This window comes from Pseudidiomarina gelatinasegens (genome assembly GCF_004025325.1).
GTDB classification, from domain to species: Bacteria; Pseudomonadota; Gammaproteobacteria; order Enterobacterales; family Alteromonadaceae; genus Pseudidiomarina; species Pseudidiomarina gelatinasegens.
On sequence record NZ_RSFE01000005.1, the window covers coordinates 183,306 to 196,146 of the forward strand.

The 12,841-nt window shown below is 46.8% G+C and carries 14 protein-coding genes; all 14 read left to right on the forward strand.

What is annotated here, in order from left to right:
• Positions 1-50 precede the first annotated feature (50 nt).
• The 14 genes from mnmG to glmU all read left to right on the forward strand — a co-directional run bounded on the left by mnmG (position 51) and on the right by glmU (position 12,841).
• A complete protein-coding gene (gene mnmG / locus EGC76_RS08390) occupies positions 51-1,952 on the forward strand; it encodes a tRNA uridine-5-carboxymethylaminomethyl(34) synthesis enzyme MnmG (protein WP_128352539.1) in 1,902 nt (633 codons plus the stop codon).
• Positions 1,953-1,955: 3 nt separating this feature from the next.
• A complete protein-coding gene (rsmG, locus tag EGC76_RS08395; RefSeq protein ID WP_128352540.1) occupies positions 1,956-2,576 on the forward strand; it encodes a 16S rRNA (guanine(527)-N(7))-methyltransferase RsmG in 621 nt (206 codons plus the stop codon).
• A 4-nt stretch (positions 2,577-2,580) separates the two neighbouring features.
• Entirely contained in the window at positions 2,581-3,378 is a 798-nt protein-coding gene (locus EGC76_RS08400; RefSeq protein WP_128352541.1) for a ParA family protein, read from the forward strand.
• 14 nt (positions 3,379-3,392) lie between these two features.
• Positions 3,393-4,295: a ParB/RepB/Spo0J family partition protein gene (locus tag EGC76_RS08405; RefSeq protein WP_128352542.1), complete on the forward strand. Its 903-nt coding sequence runs from the start codon at positions 3,393-3,395 to the stop codon at positions 4,293-4,295.
• A gap of 73 nt (positions 4,296-4,368) precedes the next feature.
• The gene (locus tag EGC76_RS08410) at positions 4,369-4,764 is read left to right on the forward strand and encodes an ATP synthase subunit I (RefSeq protein ID WP_128352543.1); all 396 of its coding nucleotides are present in this window, start codon (positions 4,369-4,371) and stop codon (positions 4,762-4,764) included.
• Between the two features lie 16 nt (positions 4,765-4,780).
• On the forward strand, positions 4,781-5,638 hold the full coding sequence (gene atpB, locus EGC76_RS08415) for a F0F1 ATP synthase subunit A (protein ID WP_128352544.1): 858 nt from the start codon (positions 4,781-4,783) through the stop codon (positions 5,636-5,638).
• Positions 5,639-5,701: 63 nt separating this feature from the next.
• The gene (gene atpE / locus EGC76_RS08420; protein WP_055439916.1) at positions 5,702-5,935 is read left to right on the forward strand and encodes a F0F1 ATP synthase subunit C; all 234 of its coding nucleotides are present in this window, start codon (positions 5,702-5,704) and stop codon (positions 5,933-5,935) included.
• A gap of 46 nt (positions 5,936-5,981) precedes the next feature.
• The gene (gene atpF / locus EGC76_RS08425) at positions 5,982-6,452 is read left to right on the forward strand and encodes a F0F1 ATP synthase subunit B (protein ID WP_128352545.1); all 471 of its coding nucleotides are present in this window, start codon (positions 5,982-5,984) and stop codon (positions 6,450-6,452) included.
• A gap of 18 nt (positions 6,453-6,470) precedes the next feature.
• Entirely contained in the window at positions 6,471-7,004 is a 534-nt protein-coding gene (gene atpH, locus EGC76_RS08430) for a F0F1 ATP synthase subunit delta (protein WP_128352546.1), read from the forward strand.
• Between the two features lie 14 nt (positions 7,005-7,018).
• On the forward strand, positions 7,019-8,560 hold the full coding sequence (gene atpA, locus EGC76_RS08435) for a F0F1 ATP synthase subunit alpha (RefSeq protein WP_128352547.1): 1,542 nt from the start codon (positions 7,019-7,021) through the stop codon (positions 8,558-8,560).
• Positions 8,561-8,617: 57 nt separating this feature from the next.
• Complete coding sequence (gene atpG / locus EGC76_RS08440; protein ID WP_128352548.1) at positions 8,618-9,484, forward strand: F0F1 ATP synthase subunit gamma; 867 nt, start codon at positions 8,618-8,620, stop codon at positions 9,482-9,484.
• 39 nt (positions 9,485-9,523) lie between these two features.
• Positions 9,524-10,909 carry a F0F1 ATP synthase subunit beta gene (gene atpD, locus EGC76_RS08445; RefSeq protein ID WP_128352549.1) on the forward strand — a complete coding sequence of 462 codons (1,386 nt, stop codon included), beginning with the start codon at positions 9,524-9,526 and terminating at the stop codon, positions 10,907-10,909.
• Between the two features lie 17 nt (positions 10,910-10,926).
• A complete protein-coding gene (locus tag EGC76_RS08450; protein WP_128352550.1) occupies positions 10,927-11,343 on the forward strand; it encodes a F0F1 ATP synthase subunit epsilon in 417 nt (138 codons plus the stop codon).
• 130 nt (positions 11,344-11,473) lie between these two features.
• Positions 11,474-12,841 (forward strand): bifunctional UDP-N-acetylglucosamine diphosphorylase/glucosamine-1-phosphate N-acetyltransferase GlmU, encoded by a 1,368-nt coding sequence (gene glmU, locus EGC76_RS08455; RefSeq protein WP_128352551.1) that lies wholly within the window; start codon positions 11,474-11,476, stop codon positions 12,839-12,841.

The following is a 12,841-nucleotide window of genomic DNA, read 5'->3' on the forward strand; positions in this document are numbered from 1 at the left end:
CGGCTACGTTTTACATTCACACAGAATTTGAATTCTAGGATACGCACTGTATGCCAAACACCAATTCTTACCACCAGCATTACGACGTGATCGTTATCGGTGGTGGACACGCAGGCACCGAAGCAGCCCTTGCCGCAGCGCGCATGGGTTGTAATACCCTATTGCTTACACACAATATCGACACACTAGGGCAAATGTCGTGTAACCCTGCAATTGGTGGGATTGGTAAAGGCCATTTGGTTAAAGAAATTGACGCCTTAGGCGGAGCAATGGCTATAGCTGCCGATAAAGCCGGCATTCAATTTCGTACACTGAATTCATCAAAAGGCCCAGCTGTTCGAGCAACACGGGCTCAAGCTGATCGCGCACTTTACAAAGCAGCGATTCGCCATACGTTAGAAAATCAGCCCAATTTAAGTTTGTTTCAACAAGCCTGTGACGACTTAATTGTTGAACATGATCGCGTTGTTGGTGTTGTCACCCAAATGGGCCTTAAATTCTCTGCTAAAACGGTCGTGTTAACCGTTGGTACATTTCTTGGTGGGCAGATACACATAGGCCTTAATAATTATCAAGGTGGTCGAGCAGGCGATCCTCCAGCTAACAATTTAGCGAAACGGCTGCGTGAATTGCCGTTACGCGTTGATCGTTTGAAAACCGGAACACCTCCGCGCATTGATGCGAAAACTGTCGACTTCAGTGTCATGCAAGAACAACCCGGTGATCAACCAACACCTATTTTTTCGTTTATGGGATCACAAGCCGATCACCCGCAACAAATTTCGTGTTTCATTACCCATACCAATGAAAAAACCCACGAAATTATTCATGGTGGTTTAGATCGTTCACCCATGTACTCTGGGGTGATTGAAGGTATTGGCCCACGTTACTGCCCGTCAATTGAAGACAAAGTAATGCGCTTCAGTGACAAAAATTCACATCAGATTTTTGTTGAACCGGAAGGGCTTAACACCAACGAACTTTATCCAAATGGTATTTCAACGAGCTTACCGTTTGACGTACAAGTAGAATTGGTTCGTTCCATAAAAGGCTTTGAAAACGCACACATTACACGGCCAGGTTATGCCATCGAGTATGACTATTTTGACCCGCGTGATTTAAAACAAACCTTGGAAACAAAATACATTCACGGGTTATTCTTTGCGGGCCAAATTAACGGTACCACTGGTTACGAAGAGGCTGGTGCGCAAGGTTTAGTTGCAGGTTTGAATGCTGCACGTCAGGTTCAAGACAAAGAAGGTTGGGCACCACGTCGTGATCAATCCTATATGGGTGTTTTGATTGATGACTTAAGCACTTTGGGCACCAAAGAACCTTACCGAATGTTCACATCGCGTGCCGAATACCGTCTTTTACTGCGTGAAGATAATGCCGACATGCGTTTAACCGAAAAAGGCCGTGAACTTGGTTTGGTTGATGATGCGCGTTGGGCTGCATTTAATATAAAAATGGAAGCTATAGCGCAAGAGCAACAGCGTCTTCGCAGCACTTGGATTCATAAAGATCACCCAGCTGTTGCGCAAGTTAACGAAATTGTTAAAACGCCAATTACTCGTGAAGTGAACGGTGAAGAGTTATTACGCCGCCCAGAAATTACTTATGCCAACCTGATGACCATCGAAAGTATAGGGCCTGGCTTAACAGATAAAATTGCGGCCGAGCAAGTTGAAATTCAAACAAAATATGCGGGCTATATTTCACGTCAACAAGACGAAATAGCTAAGCAACAACGTCATGAAAATACCAAATTGCCGCTAGACTTTAACTATGCGAGCATAAAAGGCTTGTCAAACGAGGTGGTGGCGAAGTTAAATCAACATCAACCCGAAACAGTCGGCAAAGCGTCGCGTATTTCTGGTATTACCCCAGCTGCGATTTCGATGTTGTTGGTTCATTTAAAAAAACAAGGACTACTGCGTAAAAGCGCTTAACTCATGCTGGCAAAATTACAAAAATTACTCGCACAGACCACGCTTTCGTTAAGTGACGATCAGCAACAAAAATTAGTGGTTTTAGTTGAACAACTGCATAAATGGAACAAAGCGTACAATTTAACGTCGGTGCGTGATCCACAGTTAATGTTAAGTCGCCATATCATGGATAGCCTTGTGGTATTACCGCATTTGCAGGGCCAACGTTTTATTGATGTGGGCACCGGGCCTGGTTTACCGGGCCTACCGCTAGCCATTGCTGCGCCAGATAAAGAATTTGTATTATTGGATAGTTTGGGTAAACGTATCCGTTTTATTCGTCAAATTTGCCATGAGTTGAAGCTTAAGAATGTAACAGCTGTGCAAAGTCGTGTAGAAGACTATCAACCTGACTTAAAATTTGATGGTGTGATAAGTAGAGCCTTTGCTTCGCTTAATGATATGCTGACTTGGTGTCAGCATTTACCGAATAGTCAGGGTAAGTTTTATGCGCTTAAAGGCGTTTATCCTGAAGCTGAACTGGCTGATTTATCAGCGCAGTTTAGTGCTGAAGAAATAATTCGATTACAGGTTCCCGAGGCCGATGGCGAGCGTCATTTGGTGATTATAACAACGAGAGGTTAGTCCTGTGGGCAGAATCATTGCGGTTGCAAACCAAAAAGGCGGCGTGGGTAAAACCACCACGGCGGTGAATTTAGCTGCATCCATGGCTGCCACGCGCCGAAAGGTATTATTAATCGATTTAGACCCGCAAGGTAACGCGACCATGGGCAGCGGCGTTGATAAATACGACGTTGAAAATACTGCTTATGAGCTATTGGTTGAGCAAAAACCGATTGAAGAAGTCATTATTCGCGAAACCAGCGGTAAATATCATCTTGTTGCTGCAAACGGTGATACCACCGCCGCAGATATAAAGCTGATGGAAGAATTCGCACGGGAGCAACGTCTGGCAACAGCATTGAAGCCAGTTGTTGACCAGTACGACTTTATTTTCATTGACTGCCCGCCTTCGCTGAGCATGTTAACGGTTAACGCGATGGCCGCGGCAGACTCCGTATTGGTACCCATGCAATGTGAATATTTTGCATTGGAAGGGCTTACCGCACTTATGGACACCATTGAACGGCTTGCAGAAGCAGTAAACCCGCGCTTGGCAATCGAAGGCATACTGCGAACCATGTATGATCCGCGCAATCGCTTGGCTAATGATGTTTCCGAACAATTAAAAAATCATTTTGGCGAAAAAGTATATCGTACGGTAATACCACGTAACGTGCGCTTAGCTGAAGCGCCTAGCTTTGGTTCGCCAGCCATGTATTATGATAAGTCATCTTCTGGCGCAAAAGCTTATCTAGCTCTTGCTGGTGAATTAATCCGCCGTGCTGAACAACTAAAAAAAGCCGAAGCAGCGGCTGAAGCTTAAGGAAAAAACGCTTTATGTCTGCCAAAAAACGAGGACTTGGACGCGGTTTAGACGCGTTACTAACAACGAGCAAAACAGCTCGCGATAAAGAACAGCATGACGACATACCAGCCGTTGACTACACCAAGGGTGAGCTGCAAAAGCTCCCGATTGAATGGTTGCAGCCGGGTAAATATCAACCTCGTAAAGACATGACAGCGGAAGCTTTAGAAGATTTAGCCGCGTCAATTAAAGCCCAGGGCATTATTCAACCTATTGTTGTGCGCGAAGTTGCTCACGAAAAATACGAAATTATTGCCGGTGAACGCCGTTGGCGCGCATCGCAAATGGCTCGTTTAAGCGAAGTTCCTTGTTTGATAAAGCAAGTTCCCGATGAAGCGGCCGTGGCCATAGCCTTAATCGAGAACATACAGCGCGAAGACCTAAACGCAATGGAAGAAGCAACAGCCCTGCAGCGTTTACTCACTGAGTTTCAATTAACCCATCAAGAAGTAGCTGATGCAGTTGGTAAATCACGTGCAACAGTCACTAACTTACTGCGTTTGAATAATTTACAGCAAGAAACCAAAACCTTGTTGGAGCGCGGTGATATTGAGCTTGGTCACGCCAAATTGTTGCTCGCCCTAGAAGGGGAACCTCAGGCAGACATTGCGCGTCAAATCGCAGCCAAAGGCATGACCGTTCGTGAAGCCGAAAAACTTGTTCGTTTAGCCTTAGAACCTTCCAAAGAAAAACCTGAAAAACCGCAGCCTGATGCCGATATTCAGCGGCTTGAAACCCGTTTGAGCGAACGTCTTGGCGCGGCCGTTGCAATCAACCACGGTCGCAAAGGAAAAGGTAAAGTTGTCATCAATTACAGCAGTTTAGACGAGCTGGATGGCATTCTTACCCACTTCCAGTTAGAACAGGACAGCTAACCATCCCAATTTGTTTGCAATTAAACGCCAAATCTTTATACTATCGCGGGCTTTTAACCGAGGTTTTTAGCCTGTGAATAAGACTCTAACAGCAAATGGAAAACAACTCGCAGCGAAGTTAATTCGCGCGCAAGCAGGCGCCATATTTTTATTGGCATGCGTGTTTTCCTTGGTACAACCCATTGCTGGATATACATATTTTTGGGGTGTTGTTGGCGGCGGAATGGCCGTGATGATTCCAACGGCACTTTTCGCGTGGCGCGCCTTTGCACAAGGTGGAGCCCGTGCGGCGAAAGAAATCGTCAGTAACTTTTTTGCTGGTGAAGCTCTGAAAATAAGCTTCGCTGTGGCCTTGCTCATTGGCCTGTTGGTGTTCACAACGCTCCCGCATAGCGCGGTTGTTAGCGGTTACATCACAGCCTTATTTGTGCAATGGCTAGCACCAATTTTATTTTTAAAATCAACTTAAAATTGTGGGAAACAACATGGCTGCAGAAGAGTTAACGCTCCAAGGTCATATCCAGCACCACTTAACCAACGCCAAGATGTGCTCTACCGAAAATGGTATCGCCTTCAATAAAGCGTGTAGTGAAGCAGGGTTCTGGACATGGCACATTGACACACTGGCTTGGTCGATCGGACTTGGCATCCTGTTTTTAATGATCTTCCGCTCCGCGGCGAAAAAAGCAGACACCGGTGTACCGGGTAAATTCCAATGCTTTATCGAAATGATCATCGAGCTCGTTGCAAGCAACGTGCGCGACACCTTCCATGGAAAAAGCAAACTTATTGCTCCACTGGCGCTAACCATCTTCGTTTGGGTATTCCTGATGAACTTGATGGACTTAGTACCGGTTGACTTCTTACCTGCGTTCGCAGGCTGGGCAGGCGCAACCTTCTTCGGTATGGATTCACACGATGTGTACATGAAGATAGTGCCAACCACAGACGTAAACATGACCGCTGCATTAGCACTGGGCGTGTTCTTACTGATGATTGGTTACTCAATTCGTATTAAAGGTGTGGTTGGATTCATCAAAGAATTAACCCTGCACCCATTTAGCGCGAACAACAAGCTGGTTCAGGTTCTACTGATACCGTTTAACTTGTTACTCGAAACCATCGCCTTAGTTGCGAAGCCATTTTCACTGGCGCTGCGTTTGTTCGGTAACTTGTACGCCGGTGAAATGATTTTCATCCTAATTGGTGCAATCGGCTTGATGCAGTTACCACTGCACTTTGTGTGGGCGGTATTCCACATACTGGTTATTGTGCTGCAAGCGTTCGTATTCATGATGCTGACCATTGTTTACTTAAGCATGGCCAGCTCAGAAAGCCATTAATTTTTGTTTTAGTTTGTTTTTTAATTTTTACTTTTTAACTCTTAACATTTATTGGAGAAAACAATGGAACTAGCATTAGGTCTTAAATATATCGCTGTAGCTTTATTGATCGGTTTCGGTGCAATCGGTACTGGTCTTGGCTTCGGTAACATGGGTGGTAAATTCTTGGAAGCGTGTGCACGTCAGCCAGAATTAGCACCTTCACTGCAAGTTAAAATGTTCATCCTGGCAGGTCTGATCGATGCGGTAGCAATGATCGGTGTTGGTATCGCCATGTTCTTATTGTTCGCTGCTTAATAAGTCATTCAACTTTCGAACAATAGAACTTATAGGAGGGGGGTTAATGAATTTAAACATGACCCTGATCGGAGAATTAATCGCGTTCATCGTCTTCGTACTATTTTGTATGAAGTTCGTATGGCCTCCGCTTAATAATGCGATTGAAGCTCGTCAGAAGAAAATTGCTGATGGTCTTGCAGCCGGCGAACGTGCCGAAAAAGATCTCGAGCTTGCTCAGGCAAAGATTGCTGACGAACTTAAAGATGCGAAAGCGCAAGCCGCTGAAATCATTGCCCAAGCGAAGAAACGCGCTGAGCAAACGGTTGAAGAAGGCAAACAACGTGGCGAAACCGAGCGCGAAGCAGTTATTTCTGCCGGTCACGCTGAAGTTGAAGCTGAACGTAATCGCCTACGCGAAGAATTGCGCAAGCAAGTAGCTGTATTAGCTGTTGCTGGTGCAAGCAAAATCATCGAGCGTGAAATTGATAAAGACGCTCACAGTGACATTGTTGAAAAACTCGTCGCTGAACTCTAACCAAAGGGGTTTGTGCAAATGTCAGAATTGACTACGGTTGCTCGCCCCTATGCAAAAGCAGCATTTGATTTTGCAGTAGAGAACGGCGCTATCGAAAAATGGCACGAAATGTTGGCATTCGCGACCGCGGTTGCGAATGATGCAACAATGGCTACGTTTTTGAGCAGCGCCGAAACGCTAGACAAGAAAGTTGAAGTTTTCATCAACGTTTGTGGCGAACAATTGGACGAAAAAGTTCAGAATTTTGTTCGTCTGATGGCTGAAAATGGCCGTTTGAAAGCTTTATCTGCTGTGGTAGCGCTGTTCGCTGAACTGCGCGCCGACTACGACAAAGAAATTGCTGTTGATGTTACTTCAGCAGTGAAATTGACGAAGAAACAGCAAGACAATCTAGCGAAAACGTTAGAACAACGTTTTTCACGCAAAGTTAAGCTGAATTGCACTGTCGATGCAGCGATTGTTAGCGGCTTATATATAAAAGCTGGTGACACGGTAATCGACGGCACGGTGCGCGGTAAGTTAGATCGACTTGCACACGCACTGCAATCCTAATTGGGGACTTGAGCATGCAACTGAATTCAAATGAAATCGCAGAGCTGATCAAAAAACGAATTGAACAGTTCGAAGTGGTCAGTGAAGCTCGTAATGAAGGTACTATCGTTTCTGTAATCGACGGTATCATTCGTATCCATGGCCTTGCTGATTGTATGCAAGGTGAAATGGTTGAACTTCCTGGCAATCGTTATGCAATCGCCTTGAACCTTGAGCGCGACACCGTTGGTGCCGTTGTAATGGGTCCATACGCTGATTTGCAAGAAGGCGTAAAAGTTAAGTCTACTGGCCGTATCTTAGAAGTTCCGGTTGGTCGTGCCTTGTTAGGCCGCGTGGTAAACACCTTGGGTGAGCCAATTGACGGTAAAGGTCCGATTGATGCAGACGGCTTTGAGCCAGTTGAAAAAATCGCACCAGGTGTTATTGAGCGTCAATCAGTCGACCAACCTGTTCAAACAGGTTACAAGTCAATTGATGCCATGATTCCAGTTGGTCGTGGTCAGCGTGAGCTGATCATCGGTGACCGTCAAACCGGTAAAACCGCTTTGGCAGTTGACGCCATCATCAACCAGAAAAACTCTGGTATTAAGTGTGTGTATGTAGCGATTGGTCAGAAAGCTTCGACTATCTCATCTGTAGTACGCAAACTTGAAGAGCATGGCGCACTGGAAAACACCATTGTTGTTGCAGCATCAGCTTCTGAATCTGCAGCACTACAATACTTGGCAGCCTATTCAGGTTGTACCATGGGTGAATACTTCCGTGACCGCGGTGAAGACGCGTTGATCGTATATGATGACTTGTCGAAGCAAGCAGTTGCTTATCGTCAAATCTCATTGTTGTTGCGTCGTCCACCAGGTCGTGAAGCTTACCCAGGTGACGTTTTCTACCTTCACTCCCGTTTGCTTGAGCGTGCAGCACGTGTAAATGCTGACTACGTTGAGAAATTCACGAACGGTGAAGTAAAAGGTAAAACTGGTTCATTAACAGCGTTGCCAATTATCGAAACCCAAGCGGGTGACGTATCAGCGTTCGTACCAACCAACGTGATTTCAATCACCGACGGTCAGATATTCTTAGAAACTGACTTGTTCAACGCCGGTATCCGCCCTGCTGTAAACGCAGGTGTGTCGGTATCGCGTGTAGGTGGTGCAGCACAAACCAAGATCATTAAGAAACTTGGTGGTGGTATCCGTTTGGCATTGGCACAGTATCGTGAATTAGCAGCATTCGCTCAGTTCGCTTCTGACTTAGACGAAGCAACACGCGCGCAGCTAGAACACGGACAACGTGTTACCGAACTGATGAAACAGAACCAATATATGCCTATGAGCGTGGCCGATATGGCCGTATCTATCTTCTCTGCAGAAAAGGGTTACCTGAAAGATGTAGAGCAAGAGAAAATCCTCGACTTCGAAGGTGCATTAATTGCATACATGCGTAGCGAGCACGCTGAACTGATGGCGGATATTGACAAAACTGGCAACTATAACGACGACATCGACGCTAAGCTGCATGAAGGCCTGAAAACCTTCAAGAAAACGCAGTCTTGGTAAGCGGAGCGTGGCTGCACAATGTGTGGCCACAAGTCGTTGAGTTAACAGGAGAATATCATGGCCGGCGGTAAAGAGATAAAAACCAAGATCGGGAGTATTAATAATACTCAGAAGATCACCAGTGCAATGGAGATGGTTGCTGCGTCCAAAATGAAAAAGGCGCAGGAACGTATGGCTTCAAGCCGTCCGTATGCGGACAGCATTCGCAAGGTGATCGGCCATGTTGCCCATGCCAACTTAGAATATCAGCATCCGTATCTTGAAGAGCGGGTACTGAAGCGAGTTGGCTACATTGTAATTTCAACTGACCGTGGTTTGTGCGGCGGCTTGAACACCAACGAATTTAAAGCGGTGGTTAAGCATGCTCAAGCAAATAAAGATAACGGTGTAGACGTTGATTTTGCAGCAATAGGCAGCAAGGCTACGGGTTTCTTTAAACGCTTTGGAGGCCGTTTACTGGCGCAAAAATCAGGCATTGGTGATAAACCAAGCGTGAATGATGTGCTCGGGACTGTACAGGTTATGTTGGATGCCTTTGATGAAGGTAAACTCGACCGCTTGTATGTGGTGTACAACAAATTTGTGAACACCATGCGGCAGGAGCCAACGATAGCGCAATTGCTACCGTTGCCAAAAGCTGAGTCTCGTGATGAAGTTCAATCAGGCAGCTGGGACTATCTGTATGAACCGAATCCACAGCCAATTTTAGAACTGCTGATTCGTCGCTATGTTGAAGCGACGGTATATCAGGGCGTAGTGGACAACATCGCTAGTGAACAGGCAGCGCGGATGGTGGCAATGAAAGCCGCTACCGACAACGCCGAAGACCTCATCGATCAACTGCAATTGGTGTACAACAAAGCACGCCAAGCAGCGATTACGCAGGAAATTTCGGAAATTGTATCGGGCGCCGAAGCTGTTTAAGGCGAAGCTTGCAAGAATTTTAGAGTTAGAGGAAATGTCATGAGTCAAGGTAAGGTCGTGCAAATAATTGGCGCGGTTGTGGATATAGAATTTCCACAAACCAGCGTGCCAAAGGTATACGACGCGCTGCAGGTGACCGACGGTGACCTCAAGGGTCTGACCCTGGAAGTTCAGCAGCAGTTAGGCGGTGGTATTGTGCGTGGTATCGCACTAGGTACTACCGACGGTCTGCGTCGTGGAATTATGGTAGAAAACACCGGTGAGCCAATCATGGTACCCGTGGGTAAACAAACCCTGGGTCGTATCATGAACGTATTGGGTGAGCCAATTGATGAAGCGGGCGCCATTGGTGAAGACGAGCGTATGTCTATTCACCGTGCTGCACCTTCGTACGAAGAACAGTCAAACGCTACTGAACTGTTAGAGACCGGCATCAAGGTAATCGACTTGATTTGTCCGTTCGCTAAGGGTGGTAAAGTTGGTCTGTTCGGTGGTGCGGGTGTAGGTAAAACCGTAAACATGATGGAGCTTATCCGTAACATCGCAATCGAGCACAGCGGCTACTCAGTATTCGCCGGTGTTGGTGAGCGTACACGTGAAGGTAATGACTTCTATCATGAAATGAAAGATTCAAACGTACTCGACAAAGTTGCACTGGTTTATGGCCAGATGAACGAGCCTCCTGGTAACCGTTTGCGCGTAGCGTTAACCGGTTTGACCATGGCAGAGAAGTTCCGTGACGAAGGTCGTGACGTATTGTTCTTCGTAGATAACATCTACCGTTACACCCTAGCCGGTACCGAAGTATCAGCATTGTTGGGTCGTATGCCATCTGCAGTAGGTTATCAGCCTACACTTGCAGAAGAGATGGGTGTACTGCAAGAGCGTATTACTTCAACCAAAACTGGCTCAATCACGTCAATCCAAGCGGTATACGTACCTGCGGATGACTTGACTGACCCGTCACCAGCAACCACGTTCGCTCACTTAGACGCGACCGTTGTATTGTCACGTGACATCGCGTCATTGGGTATCTACCCTGCGGTTGACCCATTGGATTCAACATCACGTCAGTTGGACCCACAGGTTATCGGCAAAGAGCATTATGATACTGCGCGTGGCGTACAGTCAGTATTGCAACGTTACAAAGAGCTGAAAGACATCATCGCAATCTTGGGTATGGACGAATTGTCTGAAGAAGACAAAATGACCGTATCACGTGCGCGTAAAATTCAGCGTTTCCTGTCACAGCCATTCTTCGTCGCCGAAGTATTCACTGGCTCACCAGGTAAATACGTATCGTTGAAAGATACTATCGCTGGCTTTAAAGGCATCTTAAGCGGTGACTACGACGACCTACCAGAACAAGCGTTCTACATGGTTGGTAGCATCGAAGAAGCAGCTGAAAAAGCTAAAAAAATGTAATAAACCGGGAGGTTTAAATGGCAGCTAAAACTGTACAGCTTGACGTGGTCAGCGCCGAAGAACGCTTGTTCTCTGGTGCGGTTGAGACCTTGCAAGTGACCGGTAGCGAAGGTGAGCTGGGTATTTTCCCAGGTCACGCCCCGTTATTAACGACGTTGAAGCCTGGTATGGTTCGCATCGTGAAAGATGGCGGCGCTGAAGAAATCATCTACGTTGCTGGTGGTGTGCTAGAAGTGCAGCCGCATAACGTCTCGGTCCTTGCAGATACAGCGGTTCGTGGTGATGAGCTGGATGAACAAAAAGCTCTGGAAGCTAAGAAACATGCTGAAGATGCAATTGCAGATCAAAGTTCTGACTTAAGCTACGCAGAAGCGGCAGCAGAACTGGCTCGAGCGATGGCTCAGCTGCAGATTATTCGCAAAATACGCAAATAATCAGCACGCCAGCATTAAGAAATCGAAAAGACCCGTAAATCTCGGTTTGCGGGTCTTTTTTTCGCCTGTTAATTTGTTGTAAACAGCTTTAAAATACTCCATTCACTTTTAACCAGAAACGGAAGGATTCATGTCTCTGAGTGTAGTAGTTCTTGCTGCAGGTAAAGGTACGCGTATGCGATCGGCGTTGCCGAAAGTGCTGCATCCTGTTGCTCACAAGCCAATGGTTCAGCACGTAATCGACACTGCGCGCGCGCTGTCGCCTGATCAGGTGCACGTTATCTATGGCCATGGTGCAGAGGCGCTACTTGAGCGCTTGGCTGACCAAGCACTTAACTTTGTTGAGCAAGCGCAGCAGTTGGGTACCGGACATGCCGTACAGCAAGTGATACCGCATTTAGCAGACCATGAAACCGTATTGATCTTGTATGGCGATGTGCCATTAACCCGCGTTGAAACCCTGCAGAGCCTGCTCAAGGCCGCTGAACAAACTGATTTAGCGTTGCTGACAGTAACCTTGCCTGATCCAACAGGCTACGGACGCATTGTGCGCGACCCAAGTGGTGCAGTAACGGGCATTGTTGAGCAAAAAGACGCGAATACAAAGCAATTGGAAATTACCGAAGTAAACACCGGCATGATGGCCGTGAATGGCGCTGCATTAAAGCGGTGGCTAGCCAAGTTGTCGAACAATAACGCGCAAGGCGAATATTATTTAACAGATATTGTCGCCATGGCAGCCCAAGAAGGTGTACAAATAGCCACGGCGCAGCCGCAAGCGATTAGCGAAGTTGAAGGCGCGAATAACCGCGTTCAACTGGCCGGCTTAGAGCGTGCGTACCAAGCGCGGCAAGCCGAAAAATTGATGCTTGATGGTGCAACCTTAATGGACCCGGCGCGCGTGGACGTGCGTGGTGAAGTGATTATCGCCAACGACGTAGTGGTTGATGTAAATGTAATATTTGAAGGCCGCGTGGAACTTGGTGAAGGCGTTGTTATCGAAAGTAACTGCGTATTGCGTAACTGCAAAATTGGCGCCGGCTCGCGGGTTAAAGCGAACTCGGTTATTGAAGAAGCTGTATTGGCTGAGAATTGCGCGGTTGGCCCGTTTGCAAGGTTACGCCCGGGTGCCGATTTAGCCGAAGGTGCACAAGTGGGTAACTTCGTTGAAATCAAGAAAACGCGCATGGGTAAAGGCTCAAAAGCCAGCCATTTAACCTATTTAGGCGACGCCCAAATTGGCGCTGGGGTTAACGTGGGTGCAGGTACAATTACCTGTAATTACGACGGCGTGAATAAATTTGTGACTGAAATTGATGACGGTGCATTTATTGGTTCAAACAGCTCTTTGGTTGCGCCAGTTCGCATTGGTAAAAATGCAACCGTGGGCGCCGGTTCAACGGTCACCAAGAACGTTGAAGACGAAGAACTCGCAGTTGCACGCGGCAAACAACGGAATATTAGTACCTGGCAACGGCCAGTGAAAAAGGATAAATAA

Coding starts and splice junctions, on each gene's coding strand:
- mnmG (WP_128352539.1), top strand. CDS start 51: ATGCCAAACACCAATTCTTACCACCAGCATTACGACGTGATCGTTATC.
- rsmG (WP_128352540.1), top strand. CDS start 1,956: ATGCTGGCAAAATTACAAAAATTACTCGCACAGACCACGCTTTCGTTA.
- EGC76_RS08405 (WP_128352542.1), top strand. CDS start 3,393: ATGTCTGCCAAAAAACGAGGACTTGGACGCGGTTTAGACGCGTTACTA.
- atpB (WP_128352544.1), top strand. CDS start 4,781: ATGGCTGCAGAAGAGTTAACGCTCCAAGGTCATATCCAGCACCACTTA.
- atpE (WP_055439916.1), top strand. CDS start 5,702: ATGGAACTAGCATTAGGTCTTAAATATATCGCTGTAGCTTTATTGATC.
- atpF (WP_128352545.1), top strand. CDS start 5,982: ATGAATTTAAACATGACCCTGATCGGAGAATTAATCGCGTTCATCGTC.
- atpH (WP_128352546.1), top strand. CDS start 6,471: ATGTCAGAATTGACTACGGTTGCTCGCCCCTATGCAAAAGCAGCATTT.
- atpA (WP_128352547.1), top strand. CDS start 7,019: ATGCAACTGAATTCAAATGAAATCGCAGAGCTGATCAAAAAACGAATT.
- atpG (WP_128352548.1), top strand. CDS start 8,618: ATGGCCGGCGGTAAAGAGATAAAAACCAAGATCGGGAGTATTAATAAT.
- atpD (WP_128352549.1), top strand. CDS start 9,524: ATGAGTCAAGGTAAGGTCGTGCAAATAATTGGCGCGGTTGTGGATATA.
- EGC76_RS08450 (WP_128352550.1), top strand. CDS start 10,927: ATGGCAGCTAAAACTGTACAGCTTGACGTGGTCAGCGCCGAAGAACGC.
- glmU (WP_128352551.1), top strand. CDS start 11,474: ATGTCTCTGAGTGTAGTAGTTCTTGCTGCAGGTAAAGGTACGCGTATG.